The 22,966-nt window shown below is 64.5% G+C and carries 21 protein-coding genes; 15 read left to right on the top strand and 6 right to left on the bottom strand.

Annotated elements, in window-relative coordinates; translation table 11 throughout:
* Nucleotides 1–103: 103 nt before the first annotated feature.
* A complete protein-coding gene (locus SB749_RS03900) occupies nucleotides 104–982 on the bottom strand; it encodes a LysR family transcriptional regulator (RefSeq protein WP_410709135.1) in 879 nt (292 codons plus the stop codon).
* A gap of 105 nt (nucleotides 983–1,087) precedes the next feature.
* On the opposite strand from SB749_RS03900, the gene SB749_RS03895 reads away from it, so the two are divergent.
* From SB749_RS03895 to SB749_RS03885, 3 genes are read left to right on the top strand one after another with little or no spacing between them, the layout of a single operon-like run.
* Nucleotides 1,088–2,548: a CitMHS family transporter gene (locus SB749_RS03895; RefSeq protein WP_410709134.1), complete on the top strand. Its 1,461-nt coding sequence runs from the start codon at nucleotides 1,088–1,090 to the stop codon at nucleotides 2,546–2,548.
* Entirely contained in the window at nucleotides 2,536–3,969 is a 1,434-nt protein-coding gene (locus tag SB749_RS03890; protein WP_410709133.1) for an acyclic terpene utilization AtuA family protein, read from the top strand. Before SB749_RS03895 ends, SB749_RS03890 begins: the two co-directional genes overlap by 13 nt.
* A complete protein-coding gene (locus SB749_RS03885; RefSeq protein WP_410709132.1) occupies nucleotides 3,953–4,279 on the top strand; it encodes a hypothetical protein in 327 nt (108 codons plus the stop codon). The genes SB749_RS03890 and SB749_RS03885 overlap by 17 nt, the downstream gene beginning before the upstream one ends.
* A 58-nt stretch (nucleotides 4,280–4,337) precedes the next feature.
* Here SB749_RS03885 and SB749_RS03880 read toward each other — a convergent pair whose 3' ends face one another.
* A complete protein-coding gene (locus SB749_RS03880) occupies nucleotides 4,338–5,297 on the bottom strand; it encodes a protein kinase (protein ID WP_410709131.1) in 960 nt (319 codons plus the stop codon).
* 564 nt (nucleotides 5,298–5,861) lie between these two features.
* On the opposite strand from SB749_RS03880, the gene rpmB reads away from it, so the two are divergent.
* The 7 genes from rpmB to SB749_RS03845 all read left to right on the top strand — a co-directional run bounded on the left by rpmB (nucleotide 5,862) and on the right by SB749_RS03845 (nucleotide 11,961).
* Nucleotides 5,862–6,098, top strand: coding sequence for a 50S ribosomal protein L28 (gene rpmB / locus SB749_RS03875; RefSeq protein ID WP_025779147.1), 237 nt, complete (start codon nucleotides 5,862–5,864; stop codon nucleotides 6,096–6,098).
* Nucleotides 6,098–6,265, top strand: coding sequence for a 50S ribosomal protein L33 (gene rpmG, locus SB749_RS03870; RefSeq protein WP_039211931.1), 168 nt, complete (start codon nucleotides 6,098–6,100; stop codon nucleotides 6,263–6,265). The genes rpmB and rpmG overlap by 1 nt, the downstream gene beginning before the upstream one ends.
* A gap of 6 nt (nucleotides 6,266–6,271) precedes the next feature.
* Nucleotides 6,272–6,577: a 30S ribosomal protein S14 gene (gene rpsN, locus SB749_RS03865; protein WP_025779151.1), complete on the top strand. Its 306-nt coding sequence runs from the start codon at nucleotides 6,272–6,274 to the stop codon at nucleotides 6,575–6,577.
* A gap of 69 nt (nucleotides 6,578–6,646) precedes the next feature.
* Nucleotides 6,647–6,934, top strand: a complete 288-nt coding sequence (locus SB749_RS03860; protein WP_025779153.1) for an HU family DNA-binding protein — start codon at nucleotides 6,647–6,649, stop codon at nucleotides 6,932–6,934.
* A 237-nt stretch (nucleotides 6,935–7,171) separates the two neighbouring features.
* On the top strand, nucleotides 7,172–9,229 hold the full coding sequence (locus SB749_RS03855) for a cytochrome c oxidase assembly protein (protein ID WP_410709129.1): 2,058 nt from the start codon (nucleotides 7,172–7,174) through the stop codon (nucleotides 9,227–9,229).
* A 432-nt stretch (nucleotides 9,230–9,661) separates the two neighbouring features.
* Complete coding sequence (locus SB749_RS03850) at nucleotides 9,662–11,020, top strand: MFS transporter (RefSeq protein WP_410709128.1); 1,359 nt, start codon at nucleotides 9,662–9,664, stop codon at nucleotides 11,018–11,020.
* Nucleotides 11,021–11,172: 152 nt separating this feature from the next.
* Complete coding sequence (locus tag SB749_RS03845) at nucleotides 11,173–11,961, top strand: 3-hydroxybutyrate dehydrogenase (protein WP_410709126.1); 789 nt, start codon at nucleotides 11,173–11,175, stop codon at nucleotides 11,959–11,961.
* Between the two features lie 90 nt (nucleotides 11,962–12,051).
* Here the strand turns inward: SB749_RS03845 and SB749_RS03840 are convergent, their stop codons facing one another.
* Nucleotides 12,052–12,927: a LysR family transcriptional regulator gene (locus SB749_RS03840; protein WP_410709125.1), complete on the bottom strand. Its 876-nt coding sequence runs from the start codon at nucleotides 12,925–12,927 to the stop codon at nucleotides 12,052–12,054.
* A 140-nt stretch (nucleotides 12,928–13,067) separates the two neighbouring features.
* Between SB749_RS03840 and mmsB the strand changes: the two genes are divergently transcribed.
* From mmsB to SB749_RS03825, 3 genes are all read left to right on the top strand, one after another.
* Complete coding sequence (gene mmsB / locus SB749_RS03835; protein ID WP_410709124.1) at nucleotides 13,068–13,973, top strand: 3-hydroxyisobutyrate dehydrogenase; 906 nt, start codon at nucleotides 13,068–13,070, stop codon at nucleotides 13,971–13,973.
* 182 nt (nucleotides 13,974–14,155) lie between these two features.
* Nucleotides 14,156–14,893: a YggS family pyridoxal phosphate-dependent enzyme gene (locus SB749_RS03830; protein ID WP_410709123.1), complete on the top strand. Its 738-nt coding sequence runs from the start codon at nucleotides 14,156–14,158 to the stop codon at nucleotides 14,891–14,893.
* 178 nt (nucleotides 14,894–15,071) lie between these two features.
* Nucleotides 15,072–17,006: an NHL domain-containing thioredoxin family protein gene (locus tag SB749_RS03825; protein ID WP_410709122.1), complete on the top strand. Its 1,935-nt coding sequence runs from the start codon at nucleotides 15,072–15,074 to the stop codon at nucleotides 17,004–17,006.
* Nucleotides 17,007–17,102: 96 nt separating this feature from the next.
* On the opposite strand, the gene SB749_RS03820 is transcribed toward SB749_RS03825, so the two are convergent.
* The 3 genes from SB749_RS03820 to SB749_RS03810 all read right to left on the bottom strand — a co-directional run bounded on the left by SB749_RS03820 (nucleotide 17,103) and on the right by SB749_RS03810 (nucleotide 20,749).
* Complete coding sequence (locus SB749_RS03820) at nucleotides 17,103–18,062, bottom strand: hypothetical protein (RefSeq protein ID WP_410709120.1); 960 nt, start codon at nucleotides 18,060–18,062, stop codon at nucleotides 17,103–17,105.
* A gap of 62 nt (nucleotides 18,063–18,124) precedes the next feature.
* The gene (locus SB749_RS03815) at nucleotides 18,125–19,285 is read right to left on the bottom strand and encodes an ABC transporter (RefSeq protein ID WP_410709119.1); all 1,161 of its coding nucleotides are present in this window, start codon (nucleotides 19,283–19,285) and stop codon (nucleotides 18,125–18,127) included.
* Nucleotides 19,286–19,291: 6 nt separating this feature from the next.
* Nucleotides 19,292–20,749: an LPXTG cell wall anchor domain-containing protein gene (locus SB749_RS03810; RefSeq protein WP_410709118.1), complete on the bottom strand. Its 1,458-nt coding sequence runs from the start codon at nucleotides 20,747–20,749 to the stop codon at nucleotides 19,292–19,294.
* Between the two features lie 357 nt (nucleotides 20,750–21,106).
* Between SB749_RS03810 and dcd the strand changes: the two genes are divergently transcribed.
* Nucleotides 21,107–21,685 carry a dCTP deaminase gene (gene dcd, locus SB749_RS03805; protein WP_139468980.1) on the top strand — a complete coding sequence of 193 codons (579 nt, stop codon included), beginning with the start codon at nucleotides 21,107–21,109 and terminating at the stop codon, nucleotides 21,683–21,685.
* Nucleotides 21,682–22,884 (top strand): hypothetical protein, encoded by a 1,203-nt coding sequence (locus SB749_RS03800; RefSeq protein ID WP_410709116.1) that lies wholly within the window; start codon nucleotides 21,682–21,684, stop codon nucleotides 22,882–22,884. The genes dcd and SB749_RS03800 overlap by 4 nt, the downstream gene beginning before the upstream one ends.
* Nucleotides 22,885–22,966 lie beyond the last annotated feature (82 nt).

The raw sequence follows: 22,966 nt of genomic DNA, 5'->3' as shown, positions 1-22,966 counted from the left end.
GACAGCACCTGTTCAAATCGGGGCTATCTGCCTCCGACTGGGCCGTGCGCGGATGGCAGGGCTGGCCCGGCAGCGGGCGTGGGGTGCGAGAGCATTTCGCCAGTCAGTCGGCGGCTGCGGCAATCAGCCGCTGTTTGAAGTTGAAGACCGGGCGAGGAAGCGGGGCCTCGGCAAGATAGGTCAGTACCAACCTGCGTTCGGTCGCGGGCGTGATCGGAATGCTGACGAGATCGCTGAAGTTCATCAGCGGGACGACCAGCCTCGGCACTGCGGTGATGCCCATACCTGCTGCCACCATGCCGCCGACCGCGGGAATCGTATCCGCCGTCTGCACTTCATGGGGTTCTGCTGCTGCCTTGAGCAGAGCTCGCCGCACCATCGGCGCGATGCTCGTCACGGAATTGAAGCCGACGAACTCTTCGCCGTGGAAGTCCTCCCACCGCACCGATGCGCGTGCGGCCAATCGATGACCGCGTGGAACGATTGCGACGAAGGGATCGGACAGGAACGGAGTCACTGCCAGATCGGCAGGGAGGGAGTCCGTGAAGGCGACGAGGCCGATGTCCACCGTCCCGTCGGTCACCATCGGCACGACCTGATCCTGAGCCGCATCACGGATGACGAGTTCGACCTCCGGGAAATCCCGGCGAAACGCGTGAACGACCTCGGGCAGACCGGTTGCCGCCAATGAAGGCAGGCAGGCGATTCTCACCTGCCCCGAACTGCCGGTGACGAAGCTGGAGATCCGTTCCAGTGCCGAGTCGAACGAGCGAACTGCGTGTGCGGCGTACAGGGCCACTTCGGTGCCGGTGACCGTTGCGGTGACCTTCCGGGTGGTGCGCTCGAACAATCGCGTGCCGATGCGTCGTTCTGCCTCCGCGACGGTACGGCTGAGGGCCGGCTGGCTGACTTCGATCTCCTCGGCCGCGCGGGTGAAACTCTCCGTGCGCTGCACCGCTTCGATCGCTCGCAAGTGGTGCATTGACAGATTGATAACCATGAATCATGAGTCTAGCCGTAATGGATATTGGACGACCCTACTCATGTTCGTCGAGGATGAATACGTTCATCGAGAAGGGAATCAAAGGTGCTTTCACTTATCGGCTATGTCACCATGCTCATCATTCTGGCGTTGTTGCTCACGCAGAAGGTCTCTCCGGTCGTCGCATTGGCCGGAGTGCCGCTCGTCGCGGCGCTGATCGCCGGACAGTCGCCGACCGACATCAGCGAATTCGTCTCAGCCGGAATCGCCGGAGTAGCCGACGTCGTCGTCATGTTCATCTTCGCCATCGTCTTCTTCGGAATCCTGCGCCATGCGAAGTTCTTCGACCCGATCATCGATCGGATCATCAAGTTCGGCGGATCCTCACCGCGCAACGTAGCCGTTGCGACCACACTTCTGGCATGTGTCGTTCACCTTGACGGTGCAGGTGCGACGACGTTCCTGGTCACGATCCCGGCCATGCTGCCGCTCTACCAGCGTCTCGGGATGAGCCGGTTGACTCTGTCGACCTGCGTGGCGCTGGGCGCCGGCGTCATGAACATGCTGCCCTGGGGAGGTCCGACGGCCCGTGCTGCGGCAACGATCAAGGTCGATGCGAACGATTTGTGGGTCCCTCTCATTCCGGCCCAGATCGCTGGGATCATTGCGGCTCTGGCAGTGGCTTGGTACCTCGGGCACCGTGAAGCAAAGCGGCTCGACCGAGTGTCTGCCGATGACTCTGCCGATTCGGTGATGGTCGCAGCGACGTCGGCCGCAGAAGCTGGCCGTTCGGCGGAGGCATCCAGCACAATCCGATCGGCACAGGGTTCGGAGGAACCGGCCGGAACCGAACAGAAGCCGGGATCGGGCTCACCCGACGGAATCGATGCTTCGGGTGATTCGGACTCCATCCGTGGTCCAGCGGAGGCGGGTCCGAAAGTGCTGTCTCTCATCCTCAACGGCGTCGTGCTCGTCGCTGCCTTGGCGACGATGATGACTGGCGTGATCTCTCCCGCACTGACCTTTATGGCTGCAACGATCCTCGCTCTGCTGATCAACCATCGCGGAATGGCGGGGCAGTCCGAACAGTTCGACCTCAACGCCAAATCATGCATGCTCATGGCCAGCACTCTGTTGGCAGCAGGTGTGCTCTTGGGAGTGCTCGACGAAAGCGGAATGATCGAGGCGATGGCCAAGTCGGCGACCGCTGTGCTTCCTGCCGGCGTGATGCCGATGTTGCCGATCATCGTCGCTGTGCTCGGCGTGCCTATGAGTCTGCTGTTCGGCCCGGACGCTTACTATTTCGGGCTCTTGCCCGTGCTGGCGAGCGTCGGCAGCACCTACGGCATCGATCCCGTGGTCCTCGGACAGGCATCGATCATCGGGCAGGAGACTTTGGGCTTCCCCATCAGCCCGTTGACTGGTTCCTTCTATCTGCTTGTCGGCTTGGCCGGGGTCCCAATCGGCAAGCACATCATCCGCGCGACCGGCTGGCTGTGGCTTGTCAGCATCGTCGTCACCATCGTCGCCATCGCACTAGGAGTGATTCCGCTGTGGGTATCGTAAAAGCACAGGATCTGGGTTCAACGGCCAGAGAGGCTGACCCGCCACCGCCCGGGGCGGTGCGCATCGGGTCGGGGGCAGGGTTCGCCGGAGACCGTCTCGACCCGGCCCTTGAGCTTGCACAGCTCGGTCATCTCGATTTCCTCGTCTTCGAGCTCCTCGGTGAACGGACAGTCGCGAACGCTCAGAAGGCCCGGCTGAATGACCCATCTGTGGGCTACGATCCGACTCTGCTCGATAGGATCCGGCTCACCGCACCGCATTGCTCAGCCAACGGAACTCGCATCATCACCAATGGCGGAGCAGCCAATCCGCTTGCGGCAGGGCGCGCCGTCGCTGCGCTTATCGACGACATGGGTGTTGACATGCCGGTGGCAGTTGTCACCGGTGACGAGGTGCTCGACCAGGTGCTTGCGACGAATCCCCTTACGTGGGAAGACTCCCAACCGGCTGCCAGCTCGGAGCCCCGGCTCGCTTCTGCCAACGCCTACCTCGGCGCATCCGGCATCCGACGTGCGCTCGATGAAGGTGCCCACATCGTCATCACCGGCAGAGTCGCCGACCCCTCGCTGTATGTCGGGCCGCTGAGCCACAGTTTTTCCTGGTCGGACGAGGACACCGACCTCATCGGGCAGGCCACGGTCATCGGCCACCTCCTCGAATGCGGAGGCCAGGTCACGGGCGGATACTTCGCTGACCCGACGACGAAGCCCGTGGCAGGGCTGGACCGTCTAGGGTTCCCCTACGCCGATGTCTCACGCAACGGCGACGCCGTGATCGGGAAGCTTGCGGGTACCGGGGGAGCCGTCACTGTCCGGACCTGTACGGAGCAGCTGCTCTACGAGGTGGCCGACCCAGGCGCTTACATCACCCCTGACGTGGTCGCAGACTTCAATGGAACGGTGCTCCGGGAGGACGGGACCGATCGGATCGCTGTGACGGGTGGAAAAGGAGCTGCCGCACCAGTCGATCTCAAGGTGACATTGGGCTACCTCGGGGGGTGGGAAGCAGAAGGACAGATCACCTATGCCGGCCCGCGGGCCATGCTGCGTGCCCAGCTCGCGGCAGACATTGTCGTACGTCGGTTGGAGCGCATACACGGATATGAAGAATCCGAACTCTCGGTAGAGTTCATCGGCGCCGGAGCCAGCTTCAGAGGTCTCAGCGAAGTGACAGATCCGCCCGAAGTGCGACTGCGGGTGGCAGGAGCTGCTCAGAGCCGCAGACGCGCCTCCGCGATCGGAGCCGAGGTCGAGGCGCTCTATACCAACGGACCAGCGGGAGGAGGCGGCGCAAGGACATTCGTTCGGGAGAGCCTCAGCGTCAAGTCATGTTCGCTGCCGCGTGCACTCACGAAGGTCTCCGTCATTCACGCCGACGAACTCGTTGACCATGAGGAGATGTCTGATGACCGCGAAGTCTGAGCAGATGCTCACCGTCGATGACCTGGCCACAGTCAGGACCGGAGACAAAGGGGATACGCTCATCCTCGGTGTCGTCGCTCGTGAAGGGGCCCAATTCTCCGAGCTGAGGCGCGCGGTCACCGAGGAGGCAGTGGCGAATCACTTCGGGCTGCCGGTCTCGCGAGTCCGCCGCAGCCTATTGCCGCGGCTGAACGCCATGAGCTTCGAGCTCAAGGGAATGCTGGGTAGCGGTGTCACAGGGGTCGGCCACCTCGACGGACATGGGAAGACGCTGAGCTACCACCTGCTGACGATGCAGTTGAAGCACTGAGCGGGATGCTCGTCAACGAGCAGACGCGCCTGCCACAGGGCCGGCCCGACTGCCCGCTCTATTGGTCGAGGTAGGCGCTGTTGTCTTTGGGGCTGCCGTCTTTGACGAGTCGTTTGGCGATGCAGTGGTTGCGGTCGAGACCCCACGAGCGGCACTGGTCCAGGGCCTGCTCCGGATCGCTGTAGCCGGTGTCGACGACCGTGACCCAGTAGCTGCCCTCCTTGTACGAGGCCCAGTCGCCGCTGTGGATGAGGATAGCGCCCGGATACTTGACCTTGTTGGCCTCGTACTCGTTGAGGATGTCCTGCGCTGACCAGGTCTTACCGTCGGCCTTGAGGCCGACGTTCTTCGCGCTCACCTGAGTCACCCACTCACCTTCGAGGTCAGCGGCTTTCTCGGTGCCTGCCTTCGTATAGGCGTCGAGCTGGTCTTCCGGACTCTCCGTCGGTTGGACTAGGTCATCCGAAGGGCTGGGCGAGGGATTTGCCGGCTCGCTGGACCCGACATCGACAGGGACGGTTCCCGAGGACGGCGCGAGCCAGCGGATTCCGAAGAATCCCACCAAGGCCAGAACCATGAGGATGGCGATGATGACGACGGCGATCTTCAGGCCATTGCGCGAGGAAGAATCGTTTTGGACGGTGGGCGGAAACTGCGGGGGAGGAGGAGTCTGGGCTCCATTCTGTGCCGAGCCCCCGACGCCATTGCGGGCACCGCCGCCCGCGGGCCGCTGCGACTGCTGAGAATTCACATACTGGTGGGAACCGGCAGAGTGGGCGTCATCGAAAGGTGAGCGTCCGGCAGGGGCGAAGACATTGCCGCTGCGAGCTTTCGAGATCGACTGTTCCCCCGTGTGCCGTTCGAGGTACTCGTAGTAGGTCGAGTTGTCGAAATCGGCAGACGAACGGTCCGCCTCATTCCCGTACGACGGCGTCTGACCAGCGGATTCACCTGAACCCTTGTGCCAGTCGTCGCTAGTCGCCGGACGAATGCGCGGCCTCTGTGGAACGTCGCTCATCAGTCCTCCTGAATGCCAGATGTGGTGGCAATCATCTACTTACCTTGGCACGAGTCGAGCAGTCGTTCAACAGGATCGCTGACAGGACGCGTTGCCGACGAAAGCCTACTGCGGAAATCACCGAGTTGGCTTGGCCCCAGCTGTGAAAGTGCCTCCGGGTGTCGACGGAGGCCGCACAGGCTCCTCCGGAAGCCCGAAGCCAGTGACGAAGACCCCACCGCAGAAACCGGGATGAATTTGCTCTCCGGCCCGCCATCTCAGTAAGATTGATTCTTGTTGTGTCGTAGCAGCCAGGTCACCGATCGATCTGCTAGGACACGCATGGTGCTCACCCACCGCTGCACTCCAGCTTCGGCCATCTCTCACAGGCTACGGCTTCAGCGCTGGTGAGACATCTCGCCCGAACGGGCAGACCTGTTTTGGCGTACACAATTTTCACGGTGACAGTCGAGAAAATTTGTTGATGTCTTCCGACATCGGCGCAAGCAAGCGGAGAGAGCGCGCAAGCGCAATCCCGCAGGGGCTTGTTTCGAGAGTCGGTAACTTGTGAACTGGAGGAGAGACATGGCAGCAACCTGCCAGGTAACCGGGGCAGTCCCCGGTTTCGGACACAACGTGTCCCACTCGAAGCGCCGCACGAAGCGCCGCTTCAACCCGAACATTCAGAAAAAGCGCTACTACGTTCCGTCGCTGCGCCGCAACGTCACGCTGACCCTGTCCGCTAAGGGCATCAAGGTCATCGACGCTCGCGGAATCGACGCTGTGGTCAACGAACTCATCGCCAAGGGAGTGAAGCTCTGATGGCTAAGGCACAGGATGTTCGTCCCATCATCAAGCTCAAGTCGACGGCCGGCACCGGGTTCACCTACGTGACCCGCAAGAACCGCCGCAACACCCCGGACCGCATCGTGCTCAAGAAGTACGATCCCGTAGTCCGCAAGCACGTCGATTTCCGAGAGGAGCGCTGAGCGCACATGGCTAAGAAGTCAAAGATCGCAAAAGACAAGCAGCGTCGTGTCATCGTTGAACGCTATGCAGAGCGCCGCGCGACTCTCAAGCGTCAGCTGACCCACCCCGATTCCACCGATGAGCAGCGCGAAGAGGCACGCCTCGCCCTGCAGAAGCTTCCCCGCGATGCTTCGCCGGTTCGCGTTCGCAACCGCGACCAGGTGGACGGCCGTCCGCGTGGCTACCTCCGGAAGTTCGGACTCTCGCGAGTTCGCTTCCGCGAAATGGCCCACAACGGCGAGTTGCCCGGCGTTACCAAGTCAAGCTGGTAATCTCGAGGAAGTTCGTCATCGGAAAAACGGACCGGTGACCTACCGACTTGTCCTAAGGAGGACACTTTTATGGCTAAGAACCGCAGTGAGCTCGTTGCAGAAGTTGCCGAGAAGTCCGGCCTGACCCAGAAGCAGGTCTCGGACGTGCTCGATGGTGTCTTCGATGTCTTCTCCGACGTCGTGGCCAAGGGCGAAAAGCTCACCATCCCCGGCTGGCTCTCCGTTGAGCGCACCGAGCGTGCCGCTCGCAAGGGTCGCAACCCGCAGACCGGTGAAGAGATCCAGATCAAGGCCGGCTACTCCGTGAAGCTGTCCGCTGGTTCGAAGCTGAAGGGTGCCGCTGGCAGCCCGAACTGATCTACGCAGCAGTGTCGAATGGCCCGGATCGTACGATCCGGGCCATTTGCCGTCTCTGAGCGTCTTCTATCGACTCAGAGTGTCTTCGAACAGGGTGAATCGTCTTCCCGTCGGTCCAAACCCATCCTCGCCGAGGCGGCTCCCCGAGATCTCGACCACGAAGAGATCTCCCGGTTGGCAGTGTGGCGACGCCGAACGATATCCTTGGGTCATGTCAGAAGGGGCGGTCCGCGCGCAGTGAGTTCTACAGGTTTCGAGCCGATCACACGGTTCGTGCAACGTGCCACGGTCCCCATCGTCGTCTTCCTCGGGGCGATCGCCGGTCTGGCCGCACTCTTCTTCACCGGAGCAGCCAACCCGACTCTGCTCAATGACCCCGGCTCAGTCGTCCGTTTCGGTCTCCCTGCGGCGAAACTCGTCTTCAATATTGCGATGTCGCTGACCGTCGGCGCCCTCATGTTCGCCGTCCTCATCCTCCCGCGCACGGCCGGCGGTCGCGCCCGCAGGCACAAAGCCACGGATGACGACGTTCCTCTCGACCCGCTGTGGACGAAGGCCATTCAGATCGCCGAATACTCCTCGGTCGTGTGGACGCTGTCCGCGGTCGCCGTGCTCGTCTTCTCATTCGTCGACACCGTCGGCGCCCAGGCCTATCTCGACTTCTCGAACCAACTCGGCGTGTTCGTCACTCAGATCGCCTACGGGCAGCTCTGGGTGCTCATCGTCGTCCTCATCGCAGTCGCCTCGACCCTGTGCTTCGGCACCCGCTCCCATATCGGCATCGCCGCCGCCGGAGTGCTCAGCGCCGCCGTGATCCTTCCCTTGGCCCTGATGGGACACTCCGCAGAGGCCTCCGGGCACACCCAGGCCGTCAACAGCCTCGGTCTGCACATCCTTGGCGCGGTCCTCTGGCTCGGTGGGCTCTTCGTCATCGCCCTGCTGGGCACTCGTCTGGCCGCTTCGAAGAACCTCAAGCCGATCATCGAACGGTATTCGACGATCGCACTCATCGCCTTCGGCCTCATCGTCTTCTCCGGAATCGTCAACTCGCTCCTGCGTGTGCAGGGCCTCGACGACCTCATGACCACGTACGGGCAGGTCATCCTCGCGAAGGCGTTCGCGACGGTCCTGCTCGGTCTGATCGGATTCTGGCACCGACAGTTCGTCATCTCCCGCTTGGGCACAGCCGCCTCGGCGACGGTGGAATTCTGGCGCCTCATCACCGTCGAATTCATGCTCTTCGGAATCACGATGGGAATGGCCGTGGCCTTGGCCCGGTCGCAGCCGCCCGTGCCGCAGGAGCCGGTGGGCGACCCCACCCCGGCCGAGATCCTCACCGGTGATCCGCTGCCGCCGAAGCCGAACCTGTCCCGCTACTTCAGCGAATGGTCGATGGATCCGCTGTGGATCGCGATCGCAGCGGGTGCCTCGATCGCCTACGTCGTAGCGTTCATCAACCTCCGCCGCCGCGGCGACAGATGGCCGGTGCTGCGCCTCATCAGCTGGCTGGTGGGCATGGTCTTCCTCGTCTACGTCACCTCGGGCGGACCCCGGGTCTACGGCGAGGTGCAGTTCTCCGCACACATGATCGAGCACATGCTCCTGGTCATGGTGGTGCCCCTGCCGCTCGTGCTCGGTGCACCGATCACCATGCTCATGCGCGGAACGAAGGCCCGGGGGGACGGGTCCGCCGGCCTGCGCGAATGGGTGCTCTGGCTCATCCATACCCCGTACCTGCGCTTCTTCGCGCACCCGATTGTGGCGAGTGTGAACTTCGCGGGTTCCCTGGTCGTCTTCTACTACTCGGGAATCATGTACTACGCGCTCGATACTCATATCGGGCACGAACTGATGATCGCGCACTTCCTCGGCGCCGGGTACCTGTTCGCACAGGCCCTCATCGGCATCGATCCGGGCGTCAAGCGCCCCGTCTTCCCGATGCGGCTCGTGATGCTGCTGGTGACGATGGCCTTCCACGCCTTCTTCGGCATCTCGATCATGAGCTCGAACGTGCTGATCGCCGGAGACTGGTTCGGCAACGTCGGCGCGGGATGGGGCTACACGGCGATCGACGACCAGCAGCTCGGCGGTTCCATCGCATGGGGCATCGGCGAGTTCCCGACCCTGTTCATCGCGATCATGGTCTGCGTCCAATGGGCGAAGTCGTCGGATCGGGAGGCCAAGCGCATCGACCGCAGCGAAGACCGCACCGACGATGCCGAGCTGCGCGCGTACAACGCGATGCTCGCTTCGATGGCCGAACGCGATGCGAAGGCGCCTCCGCGCCGGCGGTGAGGTGGAGGCCGATTCGGTGGGGTCGGACCACGTCCCACGGGTGGCCGTGTCGCCGCGATAGGGTGGGGCTGCCTCGGCGATGATCGGGTGATGCTGGGCGGGCGCGCGGCGAACCTCCGCGGATGACCATCCGCACTGCAATCAGCCTTGCGGTCACCAAGCAGTCACAGCTGACTGTCGCACATCGGCTGTGCACGAATGTGCACCGAAAATTCTCGGATTATGGCCAGGTCGTTTCTAAAATCTCTGTAACGTGGCGCACACTGATCTTTGGATGAGGAATATCCAAGCGCCCGAGACACTGCGCTGAAGTAGGGGTTCCCCGGCCGCACCGATGCGGTCTGAGTACCCCGAGCCGTCAGCCGGTCGGCGCCGGAGCAAGTCGATTCGCGCATTCAATGGTGACGCGGATTGTGGAAACGAAGGAGTCCCATGAGTTCTCAGAGCAATGCTGAGAGGAAGTCGATCCGTGCACAGCTGCGCAAGGTCGTCGCTGCCTCGATGGCCGGAACGGTCGTCGAATGGTACGAGTTCTTCCTCTACGGTTCGGCCGCCACACTGGTGTTCAACCACATTCTGTTCCCGCCGTCCGACAATCCGCTGACTCCGATCCTGGCCGGTTTCGCCACCTACGCGGTCGGATTCATCGCCCGGCCAGTCGGCGGCATCGTCTTCGGTCACTTCGGCGATAAATACGGTCGCAAGAAGCTGCTGCAGCTTTCGATCGTCCTCGTCGGTGTGGCCACGTTCCTCATGGGCTGCCTGCCGACATTCGACCAGATCGGATACCTCGCCCCGATCCTGCTCGTGCTGCTGCGCGTCGTCCAGGGCTTTGCCGTCGGCGGCGAATGGGGAGGCGCTGTCCTCCTCGTGGCCGAGCACGCGCCGAACAAGGAACGCGGCTTCTGGGCGTCGTTCCCGCAGTCCGGTGTTCCCTTGGGCAACCTGCTCGCCACTGCAGTTCTGTTCATCCTCACCGCGACGCTCACCGAAGAGCACTTCCTGTCGTGGGGTTGGCGCATTTCGTTCTGGCTGTCTGCCGTCATCGTCCTCATCGGCTACTACATCCGCACCCGCGTCTCCGACGCTCCGATCTTTGACGAGGTGCAGTCCGAGGAGATCGAAGAGGGCGTCGACTACGGCGTCAAGGCCGTGTTCAAGCGCTACCCACGTGAGGTCTTCGCCGCGATGGGTCTGCGCTTCGTCGAGAACATCCACTACTACCTGGTGGTCACCTTCTCGATCACCTACCTTGCCACGCAGGTGAAGATCGAATCGGCCGAAATCCTCGGCCTCCTCCTCGGCGCGCACGCGATCCATGCGGTGCTCGTTCCCATCGTCGGTGCCGCCACGGACCGCATCGGACGCAAACTGCCCTACGCTGTGGGCATCATCCTGACTGCGACGTGGGGCTTCTTCGCCTTCCCGATGTATGACACCGGCAGCGCCGTCATGATCTTCCTCGCCCTGCTCATCGGCCTGGTCTTCCACGCGCTCATGTATGCCGGTCAGCCGGCGATCATGTCCGAGATGTTCCCGACACGCATGCGCAACTCGGGCGTCTCGACCGGATACCAGGTCACGGCGATCGTCGCCGGATCCTTCGCGCCGATCATCGCCACCGCGCTGCTCGACGCCTTCGGATCCTCGATCCCGATCGCGCTCTACCTGCTGGCCGCTGCGATCATCTCGTTCATCGCTCTCATGTACACCCGCGAGACCAAGGGCATCGACCTGCGCTCTCTCGACCATGCAGACAAGGTGCGCCGCGGGGTCGCCACCGCCAACTGAGGCCGGATGGTGACCAGGTGACGGGGCGGTGTCGGTGAAAATGGGCACCGCCCCTCTGCCTGGCACCGAGCTCGCCTGTCGGAGAGCGACCTGCTCTCGGCAGCCGCCTCGGCGCCCACCTCGATGAATCCTCGGCTTCCACAAGGTGGAAGATGGATACGCACCACAGACTCGAACCACGAAAGGCACATCTCATGGGAGACCTCACCGGCAAACGCGCCCTCGTCACCGGCGGAGCATCCGGGCTCGGAAAAGCGATCGCTCAATCGTTCGCGCAGGCCGGAGCATCTGTCACCGTCGCCGATGTCGACGCTGACTCGGCACAGGCCGTTGCCGAGGAGATCGGCGGCGAAGCGTGGGCAGTCAACCTGGCGGACACCTCGGCGCTGGACGGTACCGAGCTCGACGTCGACATCCTCGTCAACAACGCCGGCATCCAGCGGATCCACCCGATCACGGAATTTCCGCTCGAGGACTGGCGGCTGATCAATACGCTCATGCTCGAAGCGCCGTTCGTGCTCACCAAGGCGGTGCTGCCGAAGATGTACGAACGCGGCTGGGGACGCATCATCAACCTCTCCTCCGTCCACGGTCTGCGCGCCTCGGCGAACAAATCCGCGTACGTCGCGGCCAAGCACGGTCTCATGGGACTGACGAAGACGACCGCGCTCGAAGCTGGCCCGCACGGAGTGACGTGCAATGCGATCAACCCCGGCTACGTGCTTACGCCGCTGGTCAAGGGACAGATCGCCGATCAGGCGAAGACTCACGGCATCAGCGAGGACGAGGTCCTCGAGCAGGTCTTCCTCGGCCATTCCGCGGTGCCCAAGCTCGCCGAGCCCGAGGACGTCGCAGCGATCGCGACCTTCCTGGCCGGGGATCATGCCGCGGTCATCAACGGCAGCGCTCACAGCATCGACGGCGGCTGGGTGGCCGCCTGACCTGTCCCGCATCTCGCTCCCCCTCTCAGAACTACCTGACGGCGGCTCAGCAACCTCGCGCGAGGTTGCTGAGCCGCCGTCAGGTAGCAATTAGAGGGATTCTAGGACTTTGCGGACTCCGGCGTTGCGCAGGGACTCGTGGCGGACCGAGGCCCAATAGGACACCTGCTTGGAGAACAGCTCGGGCAGCACCTGCACCAAGCGGGAGTTTCCGTGGGCGAGGAAGTCGGGAAGGATGCCGATCCCGGCCCCGTGCGAGGTCGCGAGCACATGCGCATGCACCGAGGTGGACCGGAAGAATCCCTTCCCGCGCGGAAGTGCGTCGGCCGCCTCGTCGAGATCGTCGACCCGCAGCGAATTCTCGATGTAGTAGACCATCCGGTGGTCGGCCAGATCATCCAGCGTCTGCGGCATCGGATGCGAGGCGATGTAGTCCTGCGAAGCGTAGAGCTGGAGCCGGTAGTCGCGGATGTGCTTGGCGATCGAGCGTGGGGCATCCGGACGCCCGACGACGATCTCGATATCGACGCCCGACCGATATTGCCGGGCCCGCTGCGTGGCGGTGATCAGTTCGATCTGCAGTCCCGGATGCTGCCCCTGCAGTGCGGTGAGAGCCGGAACGGCGTACTCAAGAGCGAAAGCCTGCGGGCAGGCCAGCCGGATCGTCCCGGACAGAGCAGAGTTCGAGTGTGCATCGATGCGCCCCAGAGCGGCCTCGATGTCCTCGGCGATCGGCAGCAGCTGACGCCCGGCGGCGCTGAGCTCCCACCCGTCGGGGGAGGCCACGAGGACGCGATCGCCGTATGCCTTCTCGAGCGCGGCGATGCGCCTGGACACGGTCGTGTGGTTGAGACCGAGGCTGTGTGCCGCGGCCGTGAACTTCCCCAGCCGGGCGACGGCGAGCAGAGTCAGCAGATCCTCGGGGGCGATCTGCGGACCCGAACTGCCTGGTGCATAGGAAGCCATAGTGACCCCATTCTATCTGCGTCCGCGCACATAACCGGTGCGGAAGAGGTGAGGCTCCCCGCCGAGCTTCCGACCATCGACTGGCGTACTGTGAGAGGGAACACGTAAGAGTTGCTGAACATGATGCGAGGAGGCATATTATGGCGACGATTGGATGGGTAGGCCTGGGAAACATGGGCCGCCCGATGACTGCGAACCTGGTCAAGGCCGGTCACACCGTCAATGGTTTCGATCTCGTCCCCGAAGCCGTGGACGCAGCCGCGAAGAGCGGAGTGAACCCCGTGAATTCCATCGCCGAGGCGGTCGCCGGTGCCGATATCGTCTTCACGATGCTGCCCAAGGGTGAGCACGCGCGCACCGCCTACCTCGAGCCCGACGGCGTCCTGGCCAACGCGGACCAGAACACCCTCCTCATCGATTCCTCGACGATCGACTTCGATTCGGCCCGCCTCCTCCACTCCGAGGCGAAGAAGGCAGGCTTCCGCCTCATCGACGGTCCCGTCTCCGGCGGCGTCACCGGTGCCGAGGCCGGCACCTTGACGTTCATGCTCGGCGGCGACGACGCCGACATCGAAGAGGCCCGACCCGTCATCGAGGCAATGGCCGGGAACATCTTCCATGCCGGCGGTGACGCCGCAGGTCAGGCCGCGAAGATCGTCAACAACATGATGCTCTCGATCAGCCTTCAGGGTGTCGTCGAAGGCGCTGTGCTGGCCGATCGCTTCGGCCTCGATCCGAAGGTCTTCCACGATATTGCCAAGGTGTCCTCCGGCGACTCCTGGCCGCTGCGGACCTGGTATCCGGTGCCCGGCGTGACCACCACGGCCGCGGCGAACAACGAGTTCAAGCCCGGTTTCGCCACCGCACTCATGCACAAGGACGTCGGCCTGGCCCTCGCCGGCGCCGAGACCCAGGGAGTCGACCTCCCGGCGGCCACCCTCGTCCATGCACAGCTGCAGAAGCTCATTGACGAAGACCTCGGCGGACTCGACACCTCCGCGCTGATCAAGAACATCGACCCGAACGCCGAGGGCCTGCCGAAGTAAGCACTCAACCGACGCCGAGGCGGTTGGAACAAGCACAGCCCGCTCACCTTGGCAACATCGAGCTGCGGACGATCCGGGTCGAGGAATCACGATGATTTCGACCCGGATCGTCCGCATTTCGTTTCTCGGCCGGGCATCCTCGGCGACCTGAAACTTCGCGCGGCTCATGCAAGACTGGAGACATGAGTACGCCTGATTCCCCCTCACTGTCCGCCGACGACATCGCAGCCATCATCGGCAACCTCGACGAGGTGGCTGACCGTGCCCGCGCCGCCGCCGAGTCGAGCGGTCGCAACGGAGACGATGTGCGCGTGCTGCTGGCCACGAAGACGCAGCCGGCGGAGAAGATCCGCGTCGCCCTCGAACACGGGTTCACCCTCATCGGCGAGAACAAAGTGCAGGAGATCACCGGCAAGGCCGAGGCCCTCGCCGACCTCAACCCCGAGACCCACCTCATCGGACCCCTGCAGAAGAACAAGGTCAACCACACCCTGCGGCACGCTCACTGCATCCAGTCCGTCGATAACCTCCCACTGGCCGAGAAGATCAACAACCGTCTCGACGTCCTCGATGAGACCATCGACTACTTCATCCAGGTCAACACCTCCCGCGAAGACTCGAAGTTCGGTGTCGCGCCCGAAGACGCCGAGGAGCTCGTCACTGCGACCCGGGAACTCGGCCGGATGCGGCTGCGCGGACTCATGACGATCGGCCTGCCCGGCAGCAGTCCCGAAGAGATCCGCCCCAGCTACTCCGACCTGCGCGAACTCAGCGAGAAGCTGCGCGGAGCCGGGGTCATGCCCGCCGAGGCGACCGAGCTGTCGATGGGCATGAGCAACGACTTCGAACTCGCGATCGCCGAAGGCGCCACGATCGTCCGAGTCGGCTCGAGCATCTTCGGCGCCCGCGACTACTCCTGACCGGCAGTCCTTCCCGCCGCTGATCGGCAGCAACCGGAACCAACGCCGGATTGGTTGCACTCGGACCCGGCACCGGCCCGCCCGCGGACGGAGCCAACACCGGACCGGGCGCGAGCGGAACTGTCACACAATGACACCGGGGAGGCCTCCTCGGTGGGGGATCTGCGATCATAGAATCATGAACAGCAGTCCAGAATTCTCCGCGTCAGCCACCTCGTCGGCACGGGACGTCAAGGTCCGTGCGCCCGAACTCGTCGGCCGCCGATGGATGAACTCCGGCGGCAAGGATCTGACCCTGGCCGACCTGCGCGGAAAGGTCGTTCTCCTCGATTTCTGGACCTTCTGCTGCATCAACTGCCTCCACGTCCTCGACGAACTGCGCCCGCTGGAGGAGAAGTACGCACAAGAGCTCGTCATCATCGGCGTGCACTCGCCGAAATTCGAGTTCGAACGCACCGTCGAAGCCGTCGACCAGGCCGTCGAGCGCTACCAGGTCGAGCACCTCGTCCTCGACGACCCCGACCTCGTCACCTGGCAGGCCTACACCGCCCGCGCCTGGCCGACCTTGGCCGTCATCGACCCCGAGGGCTACCTCGTAGCGACCATGTCCGGTGAAGGCCACGCGGCCGGTCTCACCGAGATCATCGAGGGCCTCATCGAGGAACACTCGGCCAAGGGCACCCTCCACTCCGGTGACGGCCCCTACGTTCCACCGCCAGCCCCGGAGACGGACCTGTTCTACCCCGGAAAGGCCACGCGGTTGCCCTCGGGCCACCTCATCGTCGCCGATTCCGGACACCACAGCCTCGTCGAATACGACGACGATGCGGCCACGATCATCCGCCGCATCGGCACCGGTGAGCGCGGCGCAGACGATGGCGACTTCGCCTCGGCGAGCTTCAGCGAACCCGGCGGCATCACCGTGCTGCCTGCCGATCTGGCTGCCGAAGTCGGCTACCAGCTCGTCGTGGCCGACACCGTCAACCACACCCTGCGCGGAATCGACCTGGAGAACGAGACGGTCACGACCATCGCCGGCACCGGTGAGCAGCACATGGTCGGCGCCATCGACAACGTCCGCGGCAAGCCCGGTGAACTGGGACGATACGACGGACCCGCGGTAGACGTGAAGCTGTCGTCGCCGTGGGATGTCCTCTTCGTCCCCTCCACCGCCGAGGTGGTCGTGGCGATGGCCGGCAACCACACCATCTGGTCTTTCGATCCGAAGGACGGCACGATCCGCATCCTCTCGGGCACGATGAACGAGGGCCTGGTCGACGGTGACGGCGAGTCGGCGTGGTTCGCCCAGTCCTCCGGTCTCGACCTCGGGCCCGCGGGCGAGGTGTTCGTCGCCGACTCCGAGACCTCGGCGGTCCGCCGCCTCGACCCCGCCACCGGAGAGGTGTCCTCGCTGGTGGGTGTCGGACTCTTCGACTTCGGCTTCCGCGACGGACCGGCCGCCGAAGCCCGCCTGCAGCACCCGCTGGGAGTGCGCAGTCTGCCTGACGGGTCGGTCGCGATCGCCGACACCTACAACGGTGCGATCCGCCGCTTCGACCCGAAGACCGAGGAAGTCACGACCCTGGCGCGCGGCCTGCGTGAGCCCTCGGACATCGTCCTCATCGACAATGAGGACACCCCCGATGACGCCGAACTCATCATTGTCGAGTCCGCTGCGCACGCACTCACCCGGGTGAAGCTGCCCAAGGACGCCCAGAAGGTCGACGAAGGCGCATTGACGACGAAGCGCCCTTCGACCGAGATCGCCTCCGGTCCCGTGTCGCTGACCGTGAGCTTCACTGTCCCGGCAGGTCAGAAGCTCGACGACCGGTGGGGTGATCCCACGTTTCTGCAGGTGTCTGCGACGCCGCCGGAACTCATCTCCTCTGGAATGGGCGGAGCCGAGGGGCTCAGCCGAGATATCGTCATCAATCCCGAGTTCACCGAGGGGGTGCTGCACGTGACAGCGCGTGCCGCAGCCTGCGACGGTGAGCCAGGGGGAGAGATACCTCTGCATGCCGCCTGCCACCTCTACCAGCAGGACTGGGGCATCCCCGTCGAGCTCGTGGATTCGGCTCCGAACGCACTCACCCTCGACCTCCGCGGCACCTGAGCGCTCGGCCACCGGAGCGAGGGCCGCTTGCGGCACCTCCGCGCGGTCCGAGGTCAGGCAGCTCACGCGCGCTGCGCCTGCCTCGCTCGTGTCCGCTCAGCCGATGGTGACGTCGCCGAGGCGGCGCGGTTCGAAGCTCACCTGTGAGGACTTGACGACCACCGAGCCGCCGAGGACGAAGGAGAGCTTCTCGTCGAAGTCGTGTTCGGCGGCGGTGACGATGTCCCGGTAGCGTCCCTTGACCCGCACCTCGACCGTCGAGGGAGTGAGTTCGAGATCGTTTCCAGACGAGGTCAGCCCGAGCTGCGGACTGCGCTCGAGCGACCAGGAGACATCGCCGATGATCTCGTTGTCCGTGTCGTAGCCGAAGACGCAGCCGGCCGGCATGAGCGTCTTCGACTTCATGCAGTCCTGCAGATGGTCGGTGACCTGCTCCTCCACGGTCTGTTCAAGCTTGGTCGTGGGCTCGGGCGAGAGCTTCACGGTGGGGGAATCGCCGGGGGCGGTCACCTCGGTGCGTTGGGATCGCGACTTCAGATACGTCGCATCGAAACCGACGAGGTAGCTCGCCGGGAACAGCACGGGCACACTTCCCGTGCTGACCCCGTATCCGTTGACCGTCGCCGTCGACGAGCCGGAGACATCCAGGGTCAGGGTCGGCCATTCTTCCTGTTCGATGGCCCAGCGATTGAAGAGCCCCGCGCTGGCAGGCAGGCGGACCATGTTGAGATCGACGGTCTGCTCCTGCGAGGACAGGTTGTAGCTGAGGCGGACCTTCGCATGATCGTCGTCGACGGAGACGGTCTCGGCCTCGGGCTCGCGCGGAAGGTCGGGAGCCGCCGAGAGCACCTCGTCACTGAGCGCCAAGGTCGACGACGGAGTCGGTGTGGACAGGTAGGAGAAGGCACTCTGCGCATCCCCGCGTTCGATCGCCGAGATATAGGCTTCGGCGGCTCGCGCGGGCGTGTAGACGGTGAAGTTGAGGAGGGGAACCGCTACCACTGTGAGGACGACGACCGTCAGCGCTGAGATCAGAAGTCTGCGCGACGTTCGCATGGCGCTCCTGATTCGGTTGGGGGCTGAGGGGACTGGGCAGTTCTCAGTCTATCTGCCGCGGATCACTCGACCGGGTAGGCGTGCAGGGCAGAGGTGTCGACCTCGACGAAGACATGCGTGCCGACCTTGACGTTGGCACGCAGTTCGGAGATCGTCGCGCCGAGTCCCGGGTGCAGGACCCCGAATCCGATGGTCGGCTTTTCGCCCGCGTCTGACTCGGCGGTCGCCGCGGAATCCTCAGCCGACTCCGCGGATGCGTCGGACTTCGTCGAATCCGCCGGATCCGGCTGTCTGCGCGGCACTCCGGCGAGGTCGGCGAGGTCGACGTCGAGGGCGAGTCCCATCTCCGTGTCGACCGGTGAGAGCTTCGCCTGCAGACAGGAGCCGCGATCGCGCAGTCCCGTGACGATGGCTTCGAACACCGTCGCCGAGGTGAACGCCGGGTCGTGTTCGTCCAGTGACAGGAGGGCGGCACGCCACCCGAGGGTGACGAACACCTTCCCGTCGAGTTCGGTGCGGGCGCGCACGGCCGAATGGCCGATGGACAGCCATCCCTTCCGGGCCAGCCCGGAATAGACATTGACCCCGCTGAGCTCGGCTGGCAGCGAACCGCGCGGTTCGGTGACGATCTGCTCCAAGGAGCCGAGCGCGACGAGTTGGTCCTTTTCGATATCGGCCACCCCCGCCTCGGCGATGGTGTGGTCGGTCAGCGAATTCGAGCTGAAGACGACACCGCGGCCCTCTTGGGCGACGAGTTCGGCGAAGCGACCCCGCAGCCCGGTGCGCAGATGGCCGGGGACCGAACCGAACGGGTCGATGAGGGTCAGCCACTTCGCGCCGCTCGCCCAGCCCGCGGCCAGGGCGAGGCGGGCACGATCGGTCGCGTCGAGGTCATCGAGGCGACGGCGCAGAACGTCGGGACGCAGTCCGAATGATGTCAATGCAGCCGATGGATCCGCTGCCGATGCCGCCTCCCCAGATCCGGCATCGGCTTCGCGAAGATAGCTCTTCATCCAGCTGCGCACACGCAAGCGACCCGACCGGCGACCGGTCGGGAAGCGTGGTGGTGGTGCGACGTGGGGCAGGGCCGCCGCGGACAGCACCACCGAGGTGGTGCTGTCCGGGCTGCCCATGAGTCCGAGCATTGTCCCTGCTCGCAGACGTCCGAGGTCGATCTCGCCTCCGTCGAGCTGCAGCCCCGCGAGGGACAATTCATCGTTCAATGCGGTTTAGAACTCCGCGGGATCGTCGGAGGCGTTCATCCGCCGACGGGTGATGATGACGGCTGCTGCACCGACTGCGAGCAGACCGACACCGAGTGCCAGTCCTGTCATCTCGGCACCGGTGCGCGGCAGGTCGCTGCCCGAATCATTCGAGCCGCTGCCGTTCCCGGCCCCGTTGCCGCCCTCGTCGACGTCGGTGCCGTTGGTGAGCACGGTGAAGCTTCCGCCCTGGGGCTCATCGAAGCTCTCGGCCTGGGCGCGGACGTTGTAGGTGCCGAGCACGGCCTTGACCTTGGCCTGGACGCCGAACGTGACCTTGCCTTCGGAATCGGCTTCCTTGGTCATCGTGTAGCGGTCGACCTTGCCCTGGGCATGCTCGACCGTGATCGAGACCTTCTCGCCGGGCTGAGCGCCGCTGACACCGATCTTGATGCCGTCACCCAGGAAGTCCTCGGAGCTGACCTCGGTCGGGTTGATGAACATGGAGGCCTGCGCGGCTGCGGCAGGCTTCTTGTCCTCGGTGCCGGGGCTGGCCGGACCGGTGGACTCGGGAGCCTCGTCCTCGGCCTTCTTGTCGTCTTCGGCGCCGTCGGTCTCATCGGCCTTGGGCTCGTCGGACTTCGGCGCTTCGTCCTTCGGACCCTCGGCCGGTCCCGGCTGCACGCCGTCGGCAGGAGCCTTGTCCTCGCCCTTGTCGGTTTCCGACGGGCTCGGCTTCGGAGCCTCGGTGGTGGGCTCCTCGGTCTTCGTCTCCGACGGGCTCGGCTTCGGCGCCTCGGTGGTGGGCTCCTCGGTCTTCGTCTCCGACGGGCTCGGCTTCGGAGCTTCCGTGGTCGGCTCTTCGGTCTTCGTCTCCGAAGGCTTGGGTGCCTCGGTGGTGGGCTCCTCGGTCTTCGTCTCAGAGGGCTCCGGGGACTTCGTCTCGCTGGGAGTCTCGTCCGGAGTCTTGATGGGACCGGTGGCCGACTCGCACTTGTCGTCGTCGCCCTTGCCCGGTTCGTCGACCTCGGAGGCCTTGGAGACGACGTCGAAGGTCACCTTCGAGGACTTCTTCTCGGACTTGAGATCGGTGAGGTAGAGCGAGTATTCGCCGACAGGCACTTTGGCACCGTCGGTGACGGTGAAGAAGTAGGTGCCGGAGACCTTTCCGTCTTCGTCGACCGTGAGCTTCTTGTCCGGCGAGTATTCGGTGCCATCGGTGCCGACGACGGTCACCGTGGCCTTCTGGTCCGGGCTGAATCCGGTGCCGGAGAAGCCGATTCCCTTCTTGTCGTCAGCGATGTCGGCGCGGGTCACCTGCGCCTGCGCAAGGGTCGCCTGCGGATCCGACTCGTCGGGAACCGAAGAATCCGCTTCGGAGCTGCTCGATGACTGCTGATCACCCTGGGCGCACAGCGGTTGCTGAGGGACCGAAGCGGTGGACTCTGTCGCTGCGAACGCCGGGGCGCCAGCAAGACCTGTCAATGCAACGGCTACTGCGGGGGCAAGCACAAGACGCGAGGTCTTCACAGTAATGCCTTTCGATTGTTGTCTACCCACGAAAGACGATGGACTCCCGGCATTCCTTGGCTTAAGAAGGGGAAGGCACCATCGTGCGCGGGTCCGTACAGCTCATTACCCTAAAGCATTCATCCGCCGCTATGGGGAGACACACGGGTAAAAATCAGGAGAATTCCCGAGAATCGTTACCATTTTGTGACATAGTTTCGGCGTGTCGGTGGACTTCGCCGGCCGATTCTGCATGCTCGACTCATGGTTCGGCGGAGGGAGGAGGAGAGAAAGCTTGAGCGTGCGGGGTGCGCAACGACTACCATCGGAAGCGTGACTCTCCTTTCCGACCGCGACATCCGCGCCGAGCTCGACTCCGGACGCATCGCCCTCGACCCCTACGACCCGTCGCTGATCCAGCCGGCCAGCGTCGACGTGTGTCTCGACCGCTACTTCCGGCTCTTCGACAACCACAAGTACGCGGTCATCGACCCGAGCCTCGAGCAGCCCGAGCTCACCCGTTTCGTCGAAGCCGCTCCGGGGGAGCCCTTCGTCCTCCACCCGGGGGAGTTCGTCCTCGCCTCCACTCATGAGCTCGTGACTCTGCCCGTCGACGTCGCAGCCCGGCTCGAGGGCAAGTCCTCGCTCGGACGCCTCGGCCTCCTGACCCACTCGACCGCCGGATTCATCGATCCCGGCTTCAGCGGCCACGTCACCCTGGAGCTGTCGAACGTCGCGACGCTGCCGATCACTCTGTGGCCGGGAATGAAGATCGGTCAGCTCTGCTTCTTCCGCCTCAGCTCGGCGGCGGAGAATCCCTACGGTTCCCAGGCCACGGGCAACCGCTACCAAGGCCAGCGCGGCCCGACGGCTTCCCGTTCGCACCTCAATTTCTATCGGAGGGACATGTGATCACCCGCCGCGAACTGCGGCTGCAACGCGAAGCCGCTGAACGCGCCGCCCGGGAACAGGCCGACGCCGCGCGCTACCAGGCCCCCGACGCCGAGGTTTCGAGCGTCCCGAGTGCGACCGGAGGCCAGGTCGGCCGTGACACTGCTGCCCCCGTGCCCACGGCCTCCGACGCTCAGGCCGCGAGCCGGCGGCGGACCGGGATGCCGTCGACGGGACGGCCCGGATACGGCGGTGACACGTCCGCGCCCGAGGACACGGCCACCTCGGCGGATCTGCGGGGTTTCCACCTCATCCTCCTCGATGACGCGGTCGAGGTCTCCGACGTCCTCGCGCTCATCCACAACAAGCTGCCCGATCTGCGCCCCGTACTCGACGAACACGGGCAGATGAGGCTGAGCCGGCACTCCCGACTGAGCTCCGGGGCTGCCCTCGACCCGGCCGATGCCGCCGCGCTCGAAGTCCCCGACTGGGTTCGGCATGCCATCGTCATCGACTGCCCCAGAGACCGGCAGCCGACCCCGCCGCCGGACTGGTTCGCCGACGCCGACGGACTCCACGAAGCCTTCCCCAACGGAATGCCGGACCGGGAGGAGGAGCGGATGCTCAGCCTCATGCTCTCCGTCGCCTCCCGCCTCCACACCGGCGTGCGCCTGGCCGACGAACCCGGACTGCCGACGCGGGTGATCATCCCCGACCCGGAGGCGAAGGTCGACCTCTACATCTACTCCTCGTACTGGATGGAGCCGCCGGTCGCGCTCGACTTCGTGCGCCGCCATGCCCCGCACGCCTTCCAGCAGGCCCTGCCCACCCCCGACGAGGATGTGCTGGCCCAAGCGAGCATCGACGATCCGCTCTTCGACCCTTCCGCCCCGGTCATCCTCGACGGCTATGCCCTGCTCGTTCCGCTCGGCGAGATCGATGAATCCGCCGGCACCCTCGAGATCCGAGTGATGGAAGCCGAGTGGGTTCCGCCGATCGTCGCCGCCCACACCGACGCCCCGCAGATCGAATACCACGTGCACTGGATGGACACCGAGTCGAAGCGCTACCAGCCGAACCAGGGACGCCGCTTCCGACGGATGCGCGGTCGGGTGGCCGAGCTGACAGACGCGATCGGAGCCGAGCTGCTCGTCGGCTCGGACGGCATCGGACTCGATGAGAACGGCTTCCTCGTGACCAGCAGACAGCTGCGCGCGTGACCAGTCGTCGGAAACGCGAGTGAGCGGTGTCGTGCCGGGGCAGAGCCTGTCTCAGCTCACACCCAGCAATTGGGGAAACGAC

The sequence above is a fragment of the Brevibacterium sp. SIMBA_078 genome (assembly GCF_046534565.1).
In the GTDB taxonomy this organism is placed as follows: Bacteria; Actinomycetota; Actinomycetes; order Actinomycetales; family Brevibacteriaceae; genus Brevibacterium.
The sequence above is the reverse complement of the archived record's forward strand: the minus strand, read 5'-3'. Positions and strand labels throughout refer to the sequence as shown.

Coding starts and splice junctions, on each gene's coding strand:
- SB749_RS03900 (WP_410709135.1), bottom strand. CDS start 982: ATGCACCACTTGCGAGCGATCGAAGCGGTGCAGCGCACGGAGAGTTTC.
- SB749_RS03885 (WP_410709132.1), top strand. CDS start 3,953: ATGACCGCGAAGTCTGAGCAGATGCTCACCGTCGATGACCTGGCCACA.
- SB749_RS03880 (WP_410709131.1), bottom strand. CDS start 5,297: ATGAGCGACGTTCCACAGAGGCCGCGCATTCGTCCGGCGACTAGCGAC.
- rpmB (WP_025779147.1), top strand. CDS start 5,862: ATGGCAGCAACCTGCCAGGTAACCGGGGCAGTCCCCGGTTTCGGACAC.
- rpmG (WP_039211931.1), top strand. CDS start 6,098: ATGGCTAAGGCACAGGATGTTCGTCCCATCATCAAGCTCAAGTCGACG.
- rpsN (WP_025779151.1), top strand. CDS start 6,272: ATGGCTAAGAAGTCAAAGATCGCAAAAGACAAGCAGCGTCGTGTCATC.
- SB749_RS03860 (WP_025779153.1), top strand. CDS start 6,647: ATGGCTAAGAACCGCAGTGAGCTCGTTGCAGAAGTTGCCGAGAAGTCC.
- SB749_RS03850 (WP_410709128.1), top strand. CDS start 9,662: ATGAGTTCTCAGAGCAATGCTGAGAGGAAGTCGATCCGTGCACAGCTG.
- SB749_RS03845 (WP_410709126.1), top strand. CDS start 11,173: ATGGATACGCACCACAGACTCGAACCACGAAAGGCACATCTCATGGGA.
- SB749_RS03840 (WP_410709125.1), bottom strand. CDS start 12,927: ATGGCTTCCTATGCACCAGGCAGTTCGGGTCCGCAGATCGCCCCCGAG.
- mmsB (WP_410709124.1), top strand. CDS start 13,068: ATGGCGACGATTGGATGGGTAGGCCTGGGAAACATGGGCCGCCCGATG.
- SB749_RS03830 (WP_410709123.1), top strand. CDS start 14,156: ATGAGTACGCCTGATTCCCCCTCACTGTCCGCCGACGACATCGCAGCC.
- SB749_RS03825 (WP_410709122.1), top strand. CDS start 15,072: ATGAACAGCAGTCCAGAATTCTCCGCGTCAGCCACCTCGTCGGCACGG.
- SB749_RS03820 (WP_410709120.1), bottom strand. CDS start 18,062: ATGCGAACGTCGCGCAGACTTCTGATCTCAGCGCTGACGGTCGTCGTC.